Source organism: Streptomyces sp. NPDC042336, assembly GCF_055581985.1.
On the sequence record NZ_JBVJEA010000001.1, the window covers coordinates 814,880 to 832,298 of the forward strand.

17 protein-coding genes are annotated in these 17,419 nt (G+C 70.0%); 13 read left to right on the forward strand and 4 right to left on the reverse strand.

Translation table 11 applies throughout. From position 1 onward, the window contains the following. Positions 1-33 precede the first annotated feature (33 nt). From ACZ6IM_RS03760 to ACZ6IM_RS03770, 3 genes are all read left to right on the forward strand, one after another. Positions 34-876, forward strand: a complete 843-nt coding sequence (locus tag ACZ6IM_RS03760) for an AfsR/SARP family transcriptional regulator (RefSeq protein WP_469554080.1) — start codon at positions 34-36, stop codon at positions 874-876. Positions 877-964: 88 nt separating this feature from the next. Beyond that, positions 965-1,465 (forward strand): nitroreductase family deazaflavin-dependent oxidoreductase, encoded by a 501-nt coding sequence (locus ACZ6IM_RS03765; protein ID WP_469554082.1) that lies wholly within the window; start codon positions 965-967, stop codon positions 1,463-1,465. A gap of 43 nt (positions 1,466-1,508) precedes the next feature. Continuing rightward, entirely contained in the window at positions 1,509-3,137 is a 1,629-nt protein-coding gene (locus ACZ6IM_RS03770) for an FAD-binding oxidoreductase (protein ID WP_469554083.1), read from the forward strand. Positions 3,138-3,240: 103 nt separating this feature from the next. On the opposite strand, the gene ACZ6IM_RS03775 is transcribed toward ACZ6IM_RS03770, so the two are convergent. Then, positions 3,241-3,954, reverse strand: coding sequence for a class I SAM-dependent DNA methyltransferase (locus ACZ6IM_RS03775; RefSeq protein WP_469554084.1), 714 nt, complete (start codon positions 3,952-3,954; stop codon positions 3,241-3,243). Positions 3,955-3,982: 28 nt separating this feature from the next. Continuing rightward, positions 3,983-4,825, reverse strand: a complete 843-nt coding sequence (locus ACZ6IM_RS03780; RefSeq protein ID WP_469554086.1) for an NAD(P)H-binding protein — start codon at positions 4,823-4,825, stop codon at positions 3,983-3,985. Positions 4,826-5,038: 213 nt separating this feature from the next. Here ACZ6IM_RS03780 and ACZ6IM_RS03785 point away from each other — a divergent pair, with 213 nt between their 5' ends. From ACZ6IM_RS03785 to ACZ6IM_RS03800, 4 genes are all read left to right on the forward strand, one after another. After that, on the forward strand, positions 5,039-5,479 hold the full coding sequence (locus tag ACZ6IM_RS03785) for an ester cyclase (RefSeq protein ID WP_052842821.1): 441 nt from the start codon (positions 5,039-5,041) through the stop codon (positions 5,477-5,479). 146 nt (positions 5,480-5,625) lie between these two features. Beyond that, positions 5,626-6,276, forward strand: a complete 651-nt coding sequence (locus tag ACZ6IM_RS03790) for a helix-turn-helix transcriptional regulator (RefSeq protein ID WP_469554088.1) — start codon at positions 5,626-5,628, stop codon at positions 6,274-6,276. A 222-nt stretch (positions 6,277-6,498) separates the two neighbouring features. After that, the gene (locus tag ACZ6IM_RS03795; RefSeq protein WP_052842819.1) at positions 6,499-7,482 is read left to right on the forward strand and encodes an ATP-binding cassette domain-containing protein; all 984 of its coding nucleotides are present in this window, start codon (positions 6,499-6,501) and stop codon (positions 7,480-7,482) included. Continuing rightward, on the forward strand, positions 7,479-8,333 hold the full coding sequence (locus ACZ6IM_RS03800; RefSeq protein ID WP_052842818.1) for an ABC transporter permease: 855 nt from the start codon (positions 7,479-7,481) through the stop codon (positions 8,331-8,333). Before ACZ6IM_RS03795 ends, ACZ6IM_RS03800 begins: the two co-directional genes overlap by 4 nt. Before the next feature lie 128 nt (positions 8,334-8,461). Here the strand turns inward: ACZ6IM_RS03800 and aceE are convergent, their stop codons facing one another. After that, positions 8,462-11,218, reverse strand: coding sequence for a pyruvate dehydrogenase (acetyl-transferring), homodimeric type (gene aceE / locus ACZ6IM_RS03805; protein WP_469554090.1), 2,757 nt, complete (start codon positions 11,216-11,218; stop codon positions 8,462-8,464). Positions 11,219-11,617: 399 nt separating this feature from the next. Between aceE and ACZ6IM_RS03810 the strand changes: the two genes are divergently transcribed. The 6 genes from ACZ6IM_RS03810 (at position 11,618) to ACZ6IM_RS03835 (ending at position 16,205) form a co-directional block, all read left to right on the forward strand. Then, positions 11,618-12,055, forward strand: a complete 438-nt coding sequence (locus ACZ6IM_RS03810) for a DUF3052 domain-containing protein (protein WP_007449195.1) — start codon at positions 11,618-11,620, stop codon at positions 12,053-12,055. A 141-nt stretch (positions 12,056-12,196) separates the two neighbouring features. Then, entirely contained in the window at positions 12,197-12,655 is a 459-nt protein-coding gene (locus ACZ6IM_RS03815) for a peroxiredoxin (RefSeq protein ID WP_052842816.1), read from the forward strand. Positions 12,656-12,796: 141 nt separating this feature from the next. Then, positions 12,797-13,372 (forward strand): calcium homeostasis/redox stress adaptation protein, encoded by a 576-nt coding sequence (locus ACZ6IM_RS03820; RefSeq protein ID WP_052842815.1) that lies wholly within the window; start codon positions 12,797-12,799, stop codon positions 13,370-13,372. A 176-nt stretch (positions 13,373-13,548) separates the two neighbouring features. Continuing rightward, a complete protein-coding gene (locus ACZ6IM_RS03825; RefSeq protein ID WP_052842814.1) occupies positions 13,549-14,124 on the forward strand; it encodes a TerD family protein in 576 nt (191 codons plus the stop codon). Between the two features lie 49 nt (positions 14,125-14,173). Next, positions 14,174-15,316, forward strand: a complete 1,143-nt coding sequence (locus tag ACZ6IM_RS03830) for a DUF475 domain-containing protein (RefSeq protein ID WP_109031612.1) — start codon at positions 14,174-14,176, stop codon at positions 15,314-15,316. A 151-nt stretch (positions 15,317-15,467) separates the two neighbouring features. Beyond that, complete coding sequence (locus ACZ6IM_RS03835) at positions 15,468-16,205, forward strand: TerD family protein (protein WP_052842813.1); 738 nt, start codon at positions 15,468-15,470, stop codon at positions 16,203-16,205. Between the two features lie 58 nt (positions 16,206-16,263). On the opposite strand, the gene ACZ6IM_RS03840 is transcribed toward ACZ6IM_RS03835, so the two are convergent. Then, positions 16,264-17,244, reverse strand: a complete 981-nt coding sequence (locus tag ACZ6IM_RS03840; protein WP_469554093.1) for a TerD family protein — start codon at positions 17,242-17,244, stop codon at positions 16,264-16,266. Between the last annotated feature and the right edge of the window lie 175 nt (positions 17,245-17,419).

Consider the following 17,419-nt stretch of genomic DNA (forward strand, 5'->3'; position numbering starts at 1 on the left):
TCCTCGGTGCCGCAGAAACCTGGGGGAGGCGCGATGGAGTTCGGTCTACTGGGCTCGCTGTATGTGCGGGTGAACGGGGAGACGAGCGCCCCGAGCGCCCCGAAGCTGCGGAACGTGCTGGCGATGCTGCTCGTCCACGCGGGGCAGGTGGTGCCCGTGTCCTCGCTGGTGCGGGACCTGTGGGACGACGACCCGCCGGTCAGCGGTCTGACCACGTTGCAGACGTACATTCTGAACCTGCGCAAGATGTTCTCCGCGATCACCGGTGCGCCCACCGGCGAGGTGGCCCGCGACGTCCTGGTGACCAGGGCCGGCGGGTACTCGCTGGTGGCCGAGGCGGGCGCGCTCGACCTGCACCGCTACCGGCGCCTGGTGACCTCCGGGCGCGAGGCCCTGGCCCGCGGCGACGACGCCGCCGGGATGCGGGACCTCAACGAGGCACTTCTGCTCTGGCGGGGTCCCGCCCTGGTCGACGTACCGGCCGGCCGGGTGCTGGAGAGCAGGCGCAGGCAGCTCGAGGAGTCCCGGCTGGCCGCCTTCGAGTACCTCGTCGACGTGGAGCTGCGGCTCGGCATGTACCGGGAGGTGCTCGCCGAGCTGGCCGCCCTCACGGTGGAGAACCCGCTGCACGAGGGGCTGCACGGCCAGTACATGTGGGCCCTTCATCTCAGCGGGCGCAGGGCGCAGGCGTTGCAGGTCTTCCACCGGCTGCGCGGTGCGCTGGTCGCCGGGCTCGGCCTGGAGCCCGGCCCCCAGGTGCAGCGGCTGCACCAGGCGGTGCTCAAGGCGGACACCGACTTCGAGCCGCGCTTCACCGCGGTCCGGGCTCCGGCCGCGGTGCCCGCCACGGCCTTCGGCGGCGGGCGCCTCTACTGACGCCTCGGCAATCAAGTTTGATTGCACCCCCGGCCGCCATGTGACTAGGCTGAGCTGCTAGACAAATTTGATTAGACCGGGAGGTCTCATGCCGGACGAGGCTGGACAGCGGGAGCCGGAGCCGCGGGGCGGGCAGCAGGACGGGCAGGACTGGCGCGAGCAGGCGCCGGTCGACAGTCCGGAGGGCTGGGTCGCGGCGCACATACGCCGCTACGACCGCAGCGGCGGCAAGGAGGGGCAGAAGTGGTACGGGCTCGACACCCTGCTCCTCACCACCCGCGGCCGCACCTCGGGAAAGGCGCGTCGCACCGCGGTGATCTACGGCCGGCACGGTGACCGTGTCATCGTCGTCGGATCGAACGCGGGAAAGCCCGAGCACCCCCTTTGGTATCTCAATCTGGTCGCCTGTCCCGAGGCCCATGTCCAGATCGGGGAGGAGCATCTCGACGTGCGCGCCCGCACGGCGACCCCCGAGGAGAAGCCGGAACTGTGGGCGCTGATGACGGGGATCTTCCCGCAGTACAAGAGTTACCAGAAGAAGACCACCAGGGAAATTCCCGTGGTGATCCTCGAGCCCGTCACGGCCTGAGGAACGACCAGAATTCACGGCAGGGAAAGGGAAGGTGTCTTTCTTGAACGAGTACACGCGCCGCAGATTCCTCGGCAGCGCGGCGGCGGTCGGCTCGGTCACGGCGGTGGCCACGGTCGTCCCGGACGCCCCGACCGCCGGGGCGGCCGTACCTCAGGCGGGGAGAGGCGGCGCGTGCGGCCCCGCGACCGGACTCGTCCAGGTGGGCCGGACGGACCGGCGCTACCGGGACCTGGTCTCCCGGGGCTTCAACGGGCGGTTCCGCGGCGAGCCCGACACGGTCTACGTCGTGCACACCGCGGACCAGGTCGTCGACGCCGTCGACCGGGCCCTGAAGGCGGGGCGGCGGATCGCGGTACGCAGCGGCGGGCACTGCTTCGAGGGCTTCGTCGACGACCCGGCCGTCCAGGCCGTCATCGACATGTCCGAGATGCGCGAGGTCTGCTACGACCCGGCCAGGCGCGCGTTCGCGGTGGAGCCGGGGGCCACCCTGGGAGAGGCCTACCGCACCCTGTACCTCGACTGGGGCGTGACCATTCCGGCGGGCGTCTGCCCCCAGGTGGGCGTCGGCGGCCATGTCCTCGGCGGAGGCTACGGCCCGCTCTCCCGGCGCGACGGAGTGGTCGCCGACCACCTGTACGCGGTCGAGGTCGTCGTGGTGGACGCCTCGGGACGGGCCCGCAAGGTCGTGGCCACCCGGGACGAAGGGGACCCCAACCGCGAACTGTGGTGGGCCCACACCGGTGGCGGCGGGGGCAATTTCGGCATCGTCACCCGGTACTGGTTCCGCACCCCCGGGGCCGGCGGCAAGGACCCGTCCGCGCTGCTGCCCAAGGCCCCCGAATCCACCGTGCGGCACATCGTGACCTGGGACTGGTCCGCCCTCACCGAGGAGGCGTTCACCCGGATCATCGACAACCACGGTGCCTGGCACCAGCGCAACAGCGAGGCGGACACGCCCTACGCCAGTCTGCACAGCGTCTTCTACCTCAACAGCCGGGCGGCCGGGAACATCCTCCTGGACACCCAGATCGACGGCGGACTCGACGGGGCCGAGGACCTGCTGAACGACTTCGTCGCGGCCGTCAACGAGGGCACGGGCGTGGAGCCCGCCGTCCAGCGGAGCACGGAACCGTGGCTGAAGGGCACGCTGGCCAACAAGTTCGACACGGGGGGCTTCGACCGGACCAAGTCGAAGGGCGCGTACCTGCGCAAGCCGTGGACGGCGGACCAGACGGCCACCCTCTACCGCTACCTGAGCGCCGACTCCCAGGTGTGGGGCGAGGTCTCGCTCTACTCCTACGGCGCCAAGGTCAACTCCGTGGCGGAGACGGCCACCGCCACCGCCCAGCGCGACTCCATCATCAAGGTGTGGATGTCCGCGACATGGATGGACCCCGCCCAGGACGACGCCAACGTCGCCTGGATCCGCGAGATCTACCGTGACGTCTTCGCCGGCACCGGAGGCGTTCCCGTGCCCGACGACCGTACCGAGGGCACCTTCATCAACTACCCCGACGTCGATCTGGCCGACCCGGAGTGGAACACCTCCGGCGTGCCCTGGCACACCCTCTACTACAAGGGGAACTACCCCCGCCTGCAACGGGTCAAGGCCCGCTGGGACCCCACCGACGTCTTCCGGCACGCTCTTTCCGTGCGACTGCCCGGCTGACGGCAGCAGACCGGGGGGCGGTGGCCGCGTGGTGCGGGCCCCCCCCCCCCCCGGCCCGCCGGCGAACGCCCCCCCCCCCCCCCTGCCCCCCCCCCCCGTCCGTTCAGCCGCGCCCGGCCGGGAGCCGGTCCGCGAGGAACAGGCCCCGGCCCGACTGGATCTCCCCGACGTAGGTGACCCGCAGGCCGGCCCGTGCGAAGGCCTCCTCGTACTCGGCCCGCGTGAAGAGGGTCAGCGCGTGCCGCTCCGCGAAGTGCTGCACCCCGACGCCCGGTTCGGCGACCACGTAGTGCACGACCATGTGCGAGGTGCTGCCCTCGCGCTCCGTGCAGGAGACGCGGGTCATCGTGCGCCGGCCCACCGTCACCGTGTCCCCGCTCACATGGTGGTCGAGCGATGTCTCCAGGAACCACCAGGGATCGACCGCCACGACACCGCCCGGTGCCAGGTGGTCCGCGAACGAGCGCAGCGTCGACGTCAGTTCCGCGACGTCCTTCAGATAGGCGATCGAGCCGAACATGCAGGTGATCACGTCGTAGGAGCGGTTCAGGGCGAGGTCGCGCATGTCCCCGCCGTGCAGGACGGCGGCCGGCACCGCGGTGCGGGCCATCGCCAGCATGGCCTCGGACAGCTCCAGTCCCTCGACCTTGTCGAAGAGGTCGGCGAAGTGACGCAGGTGCGCGCCGGTGCCGCAGGCGACGTCCAGCAGCGAGGCCGCCTGCGTGTTGCGCGCCCGCACCAGCCCCGCGACGACGGCGGCCTCCGCCCGGTAGTCCTTGCCGCGGGCCTCGTGGAGCAACTGGTAGATCTCTGCCATCCCTGGTCCGTACATGGGCGTGCCTCCCTCAGACGGTGCTGCTGAAATCGCCGGCGTGCTCCGCGGCCCAGCTCGCGAAGGTCCGTGCCGGACGGCCCGTGACCCTGCCTACCGCGTCACTCACCGGGCCCGGCGTGACGGCCGACTCGGCGAGGTAGTCGAGCAGCATCTCGACGACCTCGGGCGGCATGGCGGCGCTCATCGCCGCCCGCCCGGCCTCGCGGTCGAGTTCCTCGAAGCGGATCTCCCGGCCGGTCGCCCGCGCCACCGCGCGCACCTGCTCCACCTGCGTCAGCGCCTGCGGTCCGGTCACCAGGTAACTCTGGCCCGCGTGCCCCTCCTCCAGCAGCGCGGCCACTATCACGGCCGCGATGTCGGCCTCGTGGACGACCGCGCGGGCGGCCTGGCCGTAGGGAGCGCGCACCACGCCCTCCGTACGGATGGAGTCCCCCCACTTCCACAGGGCGTTGCCGGCGAACTCGTCGGGGCGTACGAAGGTCCAGTCCGCGCCGCTGTCCTCGACGGCCCGCTCGACCGCCCGGTGGTGCCGGTGGCTGGGGTTGCTCTCGTCCTCCAGCACCGAGCTGGACGACAGGACGACGATCCGCCCGACCCCCGCCTTCCGGGCCAGCGCGGCCACCTCGTGGGCGGTCCCGGGCACCGGGAAGAGGTACAGCCGGTCGATGCCCTCCAGCGCCGCCTGCACGGTCTGCGGATGCTCCAGGTCGCCGCGGACGACCTCTACGCCGGCCGGCAGCGCGGCGTTCTCCGGGGCCCGGGTCAGCGCCCGCACGTGATGGCCCGAGGCCACCAGGCCCTCCGTGACATGACGGCCCACCTTGCCCGTGGCGCCGGTCAGCAGGATGTTCAAGGCCCCTCCTCGGAGAACGAAGCGGTGCTCCCCGGCCGACTGCCGGAGGCGATCGCGGAACGCGCCCAGCCTGTCCCGCCGGGCTAGAGGACCCGGTGAGCCCCGCTGGATCCGGCGCCGCTCCAGGCGGAGTCGAGCGATCCTGCAGCCGTTCTCATGCGGGACGGGGGCAGTCTGGCGGGACATCGTCCGCGAGACTGCGAGGGGTTCGCCATGTCAATGGCCGAGCGCAAGGCGCTGTGTCTGGAAATGGTCGCCGCCTGGAACCGGTGGGACCTGAACGGCATCATCAAGCACTGGTCGCCGGACATCGTGCACTACTCCGAGGACAACGAGGTCGGTTCGGCCGACATGATCAAGCTCATGGAGGGCGGGCTCCAGGCGTTCCCCGACCTCCAGCTCGAGGTCAAGAGCATCATGGCCGAGGAGGACCGGGTGATCCTGCGGATCACCGTGACCGCCACCCACCAGGCCGAGTTCATGGGAGTGCCGCCCACCGGGAAGCCCGTCAGCTGGCACCTGGTGGAGGAGCTGCGCTTCGCCGACGGCAAGGTCGTCGAGCACTGGGACGTCATCAACATGCGTCCGCTGCTGGTGCAGCTGGGCAAGCTGCCGGACGTGCCCAAGGTCGACATGGAGGGCGCCGGCGCCTGAGCCGCCGCCGCGCTCCGCGCCGGCCGCGTCGCTCCGTCGGCGAAGGCCCGGGGTCCGGGACCGTCCGGCACCCCGGGCCGGCCTTTCCGCGTCCGGTCGCTCTCCGCCGGGCGGGCTGCGGCTCACTATGCTGACGCCCCGGGCGGGTGGCGGGAGGCGCACCGCCGCACGAGACGAACGGGGTGACGATGTCGGCGACGCAGTTGCTGGTCCTCGGAGTGGTACGCGGCTTCGGCAGGACGCACGGCTACCGGGTGCGGGCCGAGCTGCTGTCCTGGGGGATCGACGACTGGGCCAACGTCAAGCCCGGATCCATCTACCACGCGCTGCGGCAGCTGGCGAAGGCCGGGCTGCTGACGGCCAGCGAGATCGGGGACTGGCCGGGGCGGGTGGACTACAGCGTGACCCCCGCCGGGAACGAGGAGTTCTTCCGCCTGCTCGTGGACGCCCTGGAACGCCCCGAGCACCGTGCCGACATGCTCAGCGCCGGCCTCGCCCTGATGCCCGCCCTCTCCCGCGGCCGCGCGGTGGAGGTACTCTCCGCCCGCCTCGAGGCACTGGAGGCCCAGCGCGCGGCGCTGCGGAAGAACTCGGCCGCGTCACAGGCGGCCGGCCTGCCCCCGCACCTCGGCGAGCTGCGGGCGATGCGCACGCGGTACGCGGAACTCGGCGTGGACTGGACCCGGGACCTGCTGGAACGGGTCCGGGCGGGGGAGTACGAGATGGCGGACGAGGGCGCGGAGGGCTTCGGAACGCCGGGGTCCTGGCGCGCTCCGGTCGCCCCGCCCCTGTCCTGACGGCCCCGCGCTCCGCCGGCCGGATCTGGCCGCGGCCCACTGATCGGACCCTGCTATTCAAACTTGCATAGTGGGCCGTCCGTGCTCTAGCTTGGTGGGGTGGTCAAGTTTGAATAGTGACCGGATGCCGTTCTCTCCAGGCCCCGCACCCTCGGGCCCCTCCCGCGTACCGCTCTCACGGCGCACGGCTCCCGTGACGCATCAGGACCAAGGAGTCATAGATTGAGTTCACAATCCACCCCGGCCGTCGAGACGGTGGGTCTCGCCAAGGTCTTCGGTGAAACCCGCGCCGTGGACGGCGTCGACCTGGTCATCCCCCAGGGAGTCGTCTACGGCGTGCTGGGCCCCAACGGCGCGGGCAAGACGACGACGATCCGGATGCTGTCCACCCTGCTCACCCCCGACGGCGGAACGGCCCGGGTACTCGGCCACGACGTGGTCAAGGAGGCCGAGGCGGTGCGCAGCCGCGTCAGCCTCACCGGTCAGTTCGCCTCGGTCGACGAGGACCTCACCGCCGCCGAGAACCTGGAGCTGCTCGCCCGGCTCCTGGGCTTCTCCCGTACCCAGGCCGCCCAACGGGCCGAGGAACTTCTCGCGGCCTTCGACCTGAGCAAGGCGGCCGGCCGGCAGTCCAAGACCTTCTCCGGAGGCATGCGACGCCGCCTCGACATCGCCGCGAGCCTCGTCATCACCCCCGACCTGCTCTTCCTGGACGAGCCCACCACGGGGCTCGACCCGCGCAGCCGCAACCAGGTGTGGGACAGCGTCCGGGCCATGGTCGCCCTGGGCACCACCATCCTGCTCACCACCCAGTACCTGGACGAGGCCGACCAGCTGGCCGACCGGATCGCCGTCATCGACCACGGCAAGGTCATCGCGGAAGGCACCACGGGCGAGCTGAAGTCGTCGGTCGGCACCGGAGCGGTGCACGTGCGGCTCGTCAAGGCCGAGACCCGCCCCGAGGCGTCCCAGCTGCTCACCCGCGTCCTGGCCGCGCCCGTCTTCCAGGAGGCCGACCCCTTCGCGCTCTCCGTACGGACCGACGACAGCGAGCGGATCGCGCGGGCACTGGGCGAACTCGCCCGTGCCGGGATCGCCGTCTCCGACTTCGCCTTCGGCCGCCCCAGCCTCGACGAGGTCTTCCTGGCCCTGACCGGCCGCCCCGCCGACGACACCACCGCAGACCAGGAAGAGGACGCGGCATGACCGTCACCTCCGAGACGACGCCCACCCAGAGTGCGCCGAACGACGCCCTGCGCAAGGCCCTCACCAGTCAGATCCGCCCCTCCCGCCCCAACCCGCTGACGGCCGTGCGGGTCTCGGCCTGGCGGACGATGCGGAAGATGAAGCACTACGGCGTGGCCGTGCTGTTCGACGTCACCCTGATGCCGATCATCTTCCTGCTGACCTTCACCTACCTCTTCGGCGGCGCCTTCGCCGGCTCGACCAAGGAGTACCTCCAGTACTTCCTGCCCGGCGTCCTCGTGCAGACCGTGGTGATGCCCACGGTCTACACCGGGACGGCCCTCAACATGGACATCACCCGGGGCATCTACGACCGCTTCCGCACCCTGCCGTTCTGGCAGCCGGCCACGATCGTGGGAAGTCTCCTCGGCGACCTCGTCCGCTACGTGCTGGCGCTGACCACGACGATGGCGGTCGGACTCGCGCTGGGCTTCCGGCCCGACGGCGGAGTGGGTGGGGTGCTGACCGCGATGCTGCTGCTCCTGGTCTTCGCGGTGAGCGTCAGCTGGATCTTCGCCGCCCTCGGCGTGGTCGCCAAGGCACCGGAGACGGTGTCCGGCACCAGCATGCTGGTGATGTTCCCGCTGGTCTTCACGAGCAACATCTTCGTGAAGCCGGACACGATGCCCGGCTGGATGGAGGCGATCGTGAACGTCAACCCGGTCAGCAACGCCGCCACGGCCGCCCGCGGGCTGATCCACGGGAACGCCGACGGGTCGGACATCGGCTGGGTCCTGCTGGCCTGCGCGATCATCACCGCGATCTTCGCTCCGCTGACCATGTACCTCTACCGAGCGAAGAGCCGGAGCTAGCGGAACCGCCCTGCTCGCCGGGATGCGGGCAGGGCCCCCGAACGCCACGGCAGCCAGGACCGGTTGTTCTCCCCCGTCGGCCGCTCCTGCGCTGTCGTGGCCCCCTTCGTCACCGCGTGCGCGTCACCTCACGCGTCCCCGCCGGCCGCCCCCGGGTCCGCCGCCGTCACGTCGAGCAGCCGGTACCGGTCGATCGCCTGCTTCAGCACCGACCGGTCGACCTTCCCCTCCCGCGCCAGCTCGCTCAGCACGCCCACCACGATCGACTCCGCGTCGATGTGGAAGAAGCGCCGGGCCGCCCCGCGGGTGTCCGCGAAGCCCCAGCCGTCCGCGCCCAGCGACTGGTACGTCCCGGGCACCCACCGCGCGATCTGGTCCGGCACCGACCGCATCCAGTCGGACACCGCCACGAACGGCCCCTGCGCGCCCGCCAGCTTGCGGGTCACGTAGGGCACCTGCTGCTCCTCCTCGGGGTGCAGCAGGTTGTGCTCCTCGCAGGCCACGGCCTCGCGCCGCAGCTCGTTCCAGGACGTCGCCGACCAGACGTCGGCGCGCACGTTCCACTCGTCGGCGAGGATCCGCTGCGCCTCGACCGCCCACGGCACCGCGACGCCCGAGGCCATGATCTGCGCCGGGATGGAGCCGCCGGTTCCCTCGCTGAAGCGGTACACGCCCTTGAGGATGCCCTCGACGTCCACGTTCTCGGGCTCGGCCGGGTGCCGGATGGGCTCGTTGTAGACGGTGAGGTAGTAGAAGACGTCCTCGCCGTGCGGGTGCTGCTCGTCCCCGCCGTACATCCGGCGCAGCCCGTCCTTGACGATGTGCGCGATCTCGAACCCGAAGGCGGGGTCGTACGCCACGCACGCCGGGTTGGTCGAGGCGAGCAACTGCGAGTGGCCGTCCGCGTGCTGGAGCCCCTCGCCGGTCAGTGTCGTACGGCCCGCGGTCGCTCCCAGTACGAAACCGCGCGCCAACTGGTCGCCCATCTGCCAGAACTGGTCGCCGGTGCGCTGGAAACCGAACATCGAGTAGAAGACGTACACGGGGATGAGCGGCTCGCCGTGCGTGGCGTACGCCGATCCCGCCGCGATCAGCGAGGCCGTGCAGCCCGCTTCGGAGATGCCGTCGTGCAGCATCTGCCCGTTCGGCGCCTCCTTGTAGGCGAGCAGCAGATCGCGGTCCACGGACTCGTACTGCTGCCCGAGCGGGTTGTAGATCTTCGCGCTCGGGAAGAACGAGTCCATGCCGAACGTGCGGTACTCGTCCGGCGCGATCAGTACGAACCGCTTGCCGATCTCCTTGTCCCGCATGAGGTCCTTCAGCAGCCGCACAAAGGCCATCGTCGTCGCGATGGACTGCTGGCCGGACCCCTTCTTCACGGTCGCGTACGTCTTGTCGTCCGGCAGTGGGAGCGGCTTCGACCGGACGACCCGGGTCGGCACGTACCCGCCGCAGCCCAGGCGCCGGTCGTGCATGTACTGCATCTCCTCGGTGTCCCGGCCCGGGTGGTAGTACGGCGGCGGGCCGGACTCCAGCTCCTTGTCGGAGATGGGCAGGTGCAGCCGGTCGCGGAAGCGCTTGAGGTCGTCGACCGTCAGCTTCTTCATCTGGTGCGTGGCGTTGCGGCCCTCGAAGTTGGGGCCCAGCGTCCAGCCCTTGATCGTCTTGGCCAGGACGACCGTCGGCTGGCCCTTGTGCTCCAGCGCCGCCTTGTACGCCGCGTAGATCTTGCGGTGGTCGTGCCCGCCGCGGCCCAGGTGCAGGATCTGGTCGTCGGTCATGTTCTCGACCATCGCGCGCAGCCGGTGGTCGTCGCCGAAGAAGTGCTCGCGGATGTAGGCGCCGGACTCGGTGGCGTAGGTCTGGAACTGGCCGTCCGGGGTCGTGTTCATGCGGTTGACCAGGACGCCGTCGCGGTCCTGGGCCAGCAGCGGGTCCCAGGTGCGGTCCCAGACCAGCTTGATCACGTTCCAGCCGGCGCCCCGGAAGATCGACTCCAGCTCCTGGATGATCTTGCCGTTGCCGCGCACCGGGCCGTCCAGGCGCTGGAGGTTGCAGTTGACCACGAAGGTCAGGTTGTCCAGGCCCTCCCGGGCCGCGATGGACAACTGGCCCAGCGACTCCGGCTCGTCCATCTCGCCGTCGCCCAGGAAGGCCCACACGTGCGACTTGGAGGTGTCCGCGATCCCGCGCGCGTGCATGTAGCGGTTCATCCGGGCCTGGAAGATCGCGCCGATCGGGCCGAGGCCCATGGAGACCGTCGGGAACTCCCAGAAGTCCGGCATCGACCGCGGATGGGGGTACGAGGACAGCGCGTGCGGTGCCTTGGACTTCTCCTGGCGGAAGCCGTCGAGGTGCTCCTCGCTGAGCCGGTCCAGCAGGTACGCGCGCGCGTAGATGCCCGGTGAGGCGTGTCCCTGGAAGAAGACCTGGTCGCCGCCGTCGCCCTCGTCCTTGCCCCGGAAGAAGTGGTTGAAGCCCACGTCGTACAGCGAGGCGGAGGAGGCGAAGGTCGCGATGTGGCCGCCGACGCCGATACCGGGCCGCTGCGCGCGCGAGACCATCACCGCCGCGTTCCAGCGGGTGGCGTTGAGGATCTTGCGCTCGATCTCCTCGTTGCCGGGGAAGAACGGCTCGCTCTTGGTCGGGATGGTGTTGACGTAGTCCGTGCTGCGCATCTCGGGCACGGCCACGCGCTTCTCGCGGGCCCGCTCGATCAGCCGCAGCATCAGGTACCGGGCCCGCTCCCGGCCGCGCTCGTCGACGGCGGCGTCCAGCGAGTCGAGCCACTCCTGGGTCTCCTCGGGATCGAAGTCAGGAACCTGACTCGGGAGGCCGCCAATGATGATCGGACTGCGATCACTGCGATCGGATGCGGAAGCCACGCTGTTCCTTCGCTGTCAGAGGGCCGTTTTTCCGGGTTTCTTCCCGTTTGTCTGCGCCGATTCCCCCGCCGGTTCCCCATCGTCTACCTCGCGGGGGCAATCGTCATCTGTACCGTGGGGTAACCGGTCTTCCCATGAGGATCGGGGGCACGTTCATTCGAGTCTCGTACCCACACATGGTTCCCAAATACGCAAACGGGGCAGATAGGTGTGGTGTACGTCACCTTCGGGCTGGACGGCATGGCTGGAGTTGCGGCGACACGGCCGGGATCGTCACCGTTTCGGCGGTCCCAGACGCCGGGTACTTGCGCGATCCGTCCCGCCCGTGTGGACTACGGCCAAGCTTCGCGCACGCGCGTGGCTGAAGACATCTACCGAAACATGATCAGGAGGCAACCCGTGAGCGCGACCGCGGACCACGCGGAGGAGCGGACGAACCCTGCCGCCAGGCTGGGTTTCCAGCCCGGGCAGGTGGTCCAGGAGATCGGCTACGACGACGACGTCGACCAGGAGCTCCGCGAGGCCATTGAGGGCGCCGTCGAGGGCGAGCTGGTGGACGAGGACTACGAGGACGTGGCCGATGCCGTCGTGCTGTGGTTCCGTGACGACGACGGCGACCTGACGGATGCGCTGGTGGATGCCACCACGTACATCGAAGAGGGCGGGTCGATCCTCCTTCTCACGCCGAAGACCGGCCGTGACGGATACGTCGAGGCCAGTGACATCTCGGAAGCCTCGACGACCGCCGGACTGACGGCGTCCAAGAGCGTCAGCGTCGGCAAGGACTGGAGCGGCAGCCGACTGGCGACGCCCAAGGCCGCGAAGTCCAAGCGGTAGCCCGCCGGGCTCCGTGACACCACCCGGGCCCCGGACGGGCCGGCCGCTGTCGGCCCGTCCGCGGGTCCGTGACCTTCCCTGCGTAGGGTGTTTCCAGCGAACCACTCATGGACAACTTCCTGCGGAAGGGACGAACGGGACATGGCGATCCAGGTAGGCGACAAGGCCCCCGACTTCGAGCTGAAGGACAACCACGGCGCGACCGTCCGGCTGTCCGAGTTCCGCGGCCGGAAGAACGTCGTGCTGCTCTTCTACCCCTTCGCCTTCACCGGTGTGTGCACCGGCGAGCTGTGCGAGGTGCGCGACAACCTGCCGCAGTTCTCCGACCGCGACACCCAGGTGCTCGCCGTCTCCAACGACTCCATCCACACCCTGCGCGTCTTCGCCGAGCAGGAGGGCCTGGAGTACCCGCTGCTGTCCGACTTCTGGCCGCACGGCAACGTCTCGCGCGCCTACGGCGTCTTCGACGAGGACAAGGGTTGCGCCGTCCGCGGCACCTTCGTGATCGACCAGGAGGGCGTCGTGCGCTGGACCGTGGTCAACGGTCTGCCCGACGCCCGTGACCTGACCGAGTACGTGAAGGCGCTCGACGCCCTGTGACCGGCGCCCGCCGGGCCGACACCACGTGATTTGTCGGCTCCGGGGACTGCGGGGCGCGGGAACCCGTCACTAGGATCGAGTCGTTGATCCGATATCCACGCACTACGGGGCACCCCGCCCCTGGACACCAATGGAGGACTCGTGGGAGTCAGCCTCAGCAAGGGCGGCAACGTTTCGCTGACCAAGGAGGCCCCCGGGCTGACCGCGGTCATCGTCGGTCTGGGGTGGGACATCCGCACCACGACCGGCACCGACTTCGACCTCGACGCCAGCGCGCTGCTGCTGAACAGTGCCGGCAAGGTCGCCAGCGACGCGCACTTCATCTTCTTCAACAACCTGAAGAGCCCGGACGGCTCGGTCGAGCACACCGGCGACAACATCACCGGTGAGGGCGAGGGCGACGACGAGCAGATCAAGATCAACCTCGCCACGGTCCCCGCGGACATCGAGAAGATCGTCTTCCCGGTCTCGATCTACGACGCCGAGAACCGCCAGCAGTCCTTCGGCCAGGTCCGCAACGCGTTCATCCGCGTCGTCAACCAGGCCGGCGAGGCCGAGATCGCCCGTTACGACCTGAGCGAGGACGCCTCCACGGAGACCGCCATGGTCTTCGGCGAGCTGTACCGCCACGGCGCGGAGTGGAAGTTCCGCGCCATCGGCCAGGGCTACGCCTCCGGCCTGCGCGGCATCGCCCAGGACTTCGGCGTGAACGTCTGAGTCAGCGACCCGCGGAGTCGCTGAGGCACTGAGCGACCGAGTGACTGAACGGCCGGGGCGAGGGCCTCGACCGTCCGGCGAGGCCACGGTCTCGATACGTCCGGCGCCGCACGGTTTACGTGCGGCGCCGGACGCGCAGAAACCCAAGAACCATCACCCGGGGAGGGACCATCACCATGGGCGTCACGCTTGCCAAGGGCGGCAACGTCTCCCTGTCCAAGGCCGCACCGAACCTCACACAGGTACTGGTCGGGCTCGGCTGGGACGCGCGTTCCACCACCGGAGCACCCTTCGACCTCGACGCGAGCGCACTCGTGTGCAGCAGCGGCCGGGTGCTCGGCGACGAGTGGTTCGTCTTCTACAACCAGCTCAAGAGCCCGGACGGCTCGATCGAGCACACCGGCGACAACCTCACCGGCGAGGGCGACGGCGACGACGAGTCGCTGCTGGTCGACCTCTCCCAGGTGCCGGCCCACTGCGACAAGATCGTCTTCCCGGTCTCGATCCACATGGCCGACGAGCGCGGCCAGACCTTCGGCCAGGTCAGCAACGCCTTCATCCGGGTCGTCAACCAGGCCGACGGCCAGGAGCTGGCCCGCTACGACCTGAGCGAGGACGCCTCCACGGAGACCGCGATGATCTTCGGCGAGCTCTACCGCTACCAGGGCGAGTGGAAGTTCCGTGCAGTGGGGCAGGGGTACGCGTCGGGGCTTCGCGGCATCGCTCTAGACTTCGGAGTCAACGTTTCGTAAAGCCGAGTACGGCGCGGGGGAGCCCCGTACACACACGATTGGGTAGCCAGTGCTTCTGAAAACCTTCGGCTGGTCGTTCGCGGTCACCGCGCTCGGCCTGGTCGCGGCGGTCTTCTACGGGGGGTGGACCGCCTTCGGCATCGTCGCGATCCTCTCCATCATGGAGATCTCGCTGTCCTTCGACAACGCGGTGGTCAACGCCGGGATCCTGAAGAAGATGAACGCCTTCTGGCAGAAGATCTTCCTCACCATCGGCATCCTCATCGCCGTGTTCGGCATGCGCCTGGTCTTCCCGGTCGTGATCGTGGCGATCAGCGCCCAGCTCGGACCGATCGAGGCCGTCGACCTCGCGCTCACCGACAAGGACCGCTATCAGGAGCTGGTGACGGACGCCCATCCGTCGATCGCCGCCTTCGGTGGCATGTTCCTTCTGATGATCTTCCTCGACTTCATCTTCGAGGACCGGGACATCAAGTGGCTGGCCTGGCTGGAGCGTCCGCTGGCCAAGCTCGGCAAGGTCGACATGCTGTCGGTCTGCATCGCCCTGATCGTGCTGCTGGTCTCCGCGATCACCTTCGGCGCCCACGCCCACCAGCACGGCGGCGCCCATGCCGACAAGGCGGAGACGGTCCTGCTCGCCGGCATCGCCGGTCTGATCACCTACATGATCGTCGGCGGTCTCTCCGGCTACTTCGAGGACAAACTCGAAGAGGAGGAGGAACGGGAGCACGAGGAGGAAGAGGAAGCCGCGCGCACCGGCAAGCCCAAGTCGGCCGTCAGGCTGGCGGGCAAGGCGGCGTTCTTCATGTTCCTCTACCTGGAGGTCCTGGACGCGTCGTTCTCCTTCGACGGCGTCATCGGCGCCTTCGCCATCACCAACGACATCGTCCTGATGGCCCTGGGCCTCGGTATCGGCGCCATGTACGTGCGGTCCCTGACCGTGTACCTGGTCCGCCAGGGCACCCTCGACGACTACGTCTACCTGGAGCACGGCGCGCACTACGCCATCGGCGCCCTCGCCGTCATCCTGCTGGTCACCATCCAGTACGAGATCCACGAGATCATCACCGGCCTCGTCGGCGTCGCCCTGATCGGCTGGTCCTTCTTCTCCTCGGTGCGCCGCAACCGCGCACTGGCGGCGGCCGGGGGAGACGGCGACCAGGAGAAGGCGGAGGTCTCCTCCGGGGTGTGAAACCCTTGGATCCCGGGCCGCGGCGCGCCCCCGGTGCGTCCGCACCCCTGGTGTGAACCCGGCCCGGACGAGGAACGCTCTGAGCGGGGCGGCCGACGAGGACGACTCCTCGGGGCCGCCCCGTCGGCGGTGAAGCGAAGGTGGGGCGGGAATGGGCTTCTTGGACGGGCTGTGGCGCGGCCGCGAGTCGGAGTTCGACTCGGGCAGCGCGGCGACCAACTCCATCCAGCTGACCAAACGGCACAGCCAGGTCTCCCTGACCAAGCAGGGCGCGGCGACCGGCAATCTCCGCGTCAACCTCTCCTGGCGGATGCGGACCTCCGACATCTCGGGCGTCCAGCGGGAGAGCCTGCTGCGGCACCCCTTCAAGGCGCTCAAGCCCCCCGAGGTCGTCGGCCACAGCCAGAGCATGGTCAACGTCGACCTCGACCTCGGCTGCCTCTACGAACTCCAGGACGGCACCCGCGGGGTGGTCCAGCCGCTCGGCGGCTTCCTGGGCGACGTCAACGCCCCGCCGTACGTCAAGCTCAGCGGCGACGACCGCTTCGGCTCGGCCTCCGGCGAGACGATCTACGTCAACCTCGACCACAAGGACGCCATCAAGCGCCTGCTGCTCTTCGCCTACATCTACGACCAGACCCCCGCCTTCGACCGGACGCACGCCATCGTCACGCTCTACCCGAGCAACGGCCCGCGCATCGAGATAGGCCTCGACGAGCGGCACCCGCAGGCCCGGTCCTGCGCCGTGGTGATGATCGAGAACGTCAAGGACGAGATCCTCGTCCGCCGCGAGGTGAAGTTCGTCTACGGCTTCCAGGGCGAGCTGGACCGGCTGTACGGCTGGGGCCTGCAATGGGGCCGGGGGCACAAGAGCAAGGCGGAGCGCTGAGCACCGGGCCCGGCTCCGAGCGCTGACTCCGCCCGCGGCCGGGCGTGGTCCGCGGCGGCTACCGGCCGATGAACTGCGGTCCCTGCGGGGGCAGCCGGAAGTCCGGATCGGGGGCCCCGGTGACCGGCTGCGGATAGCCGTAGCCGGACTGCGCCCCGGCCGCCGCGGGCGCCTGCGGATACCCGTACCCGGGCCGGCCGGCGGCCGGCTGGGGATAGCCGTAGGCGGGCGGGTCCGCCGGCGGCTGCTGCGGGTAGCCGTAGGCGGGCTGCGCCGGTACGCCTGTGGGCTGCTCCGGCGGCAGCGGCCGCGAGGCCTCCGGAAGGGGCTGCACGGCCGTCGGGTGATCGGGGCCGACGACCTGCGGAGCGGGCATGGACTGGGCGGGCGTGGGCTGGTCCGGCGTGGCCTGGGAAGGGGCGGACGGGGCGGACGGGGCGGCGGGGGCCGTCGGGGCCGGTTCGGGCCGAGGGGCGGAGATGGGATCGTCAGCCCCCTCCGACTCGTCCACCGAGATGCCGAAGTCGGTCGCCAGGCCCTTGAGCCCGTTGGCGTAGCCCTCGCCCAGCGCCCGGAACTTCCAGCCGTCGCCGCGCCGGTACAGCTCGCCGCAGATCAGCGCCGTCTCCTGGCCGGTCTCCGGTGTGACGTCGAAGTACGCCAGCGGCTCCGCGTCGGCCGCGGCGTCGTGCAGCAGGATGCGCAGCGACCGGACGCGGTCGAAGGGCACGCCGTCCGCCGAAGCGACCAGCAGGATCCGGCCCACGGAGGGCTCGACACCGGACAGGTCCGTCTGGATGGTGTCGGTCAGACCCTCGGCGACGCGCTTCTTGCCGAGCCGCCAGACCTGACCGGAGGGGTGTCGTGGCTGGTTGTAGAAGACGAAGTCCTCGTCGGAACGCACACGGTCGTCCGGCCCCAGCAGCAGCGCGGACGCGTCGACGTCGGGGACCCCCTGCCCGGGAGTCCAGCGCAGCACGGCGCGTACCGTGGTGGCTTGCAGCGGGACGTTCGACCCCTTCAGCATCGCGTGCGTCATGCCGTCATCCTGCCCTCTCGGTCCTGGTCACGACAACGCGGGGGCGGGTACTCGGGCCGTGTCCGCCCGCCCCGGGTCGCCGTCGCCGACACGGCCGGGTTACCTGGAATTCATGCCCGGTGGGAACCTCCGACATGGATACCTACGTACTATTACCGGCCACCTTTCGACGATT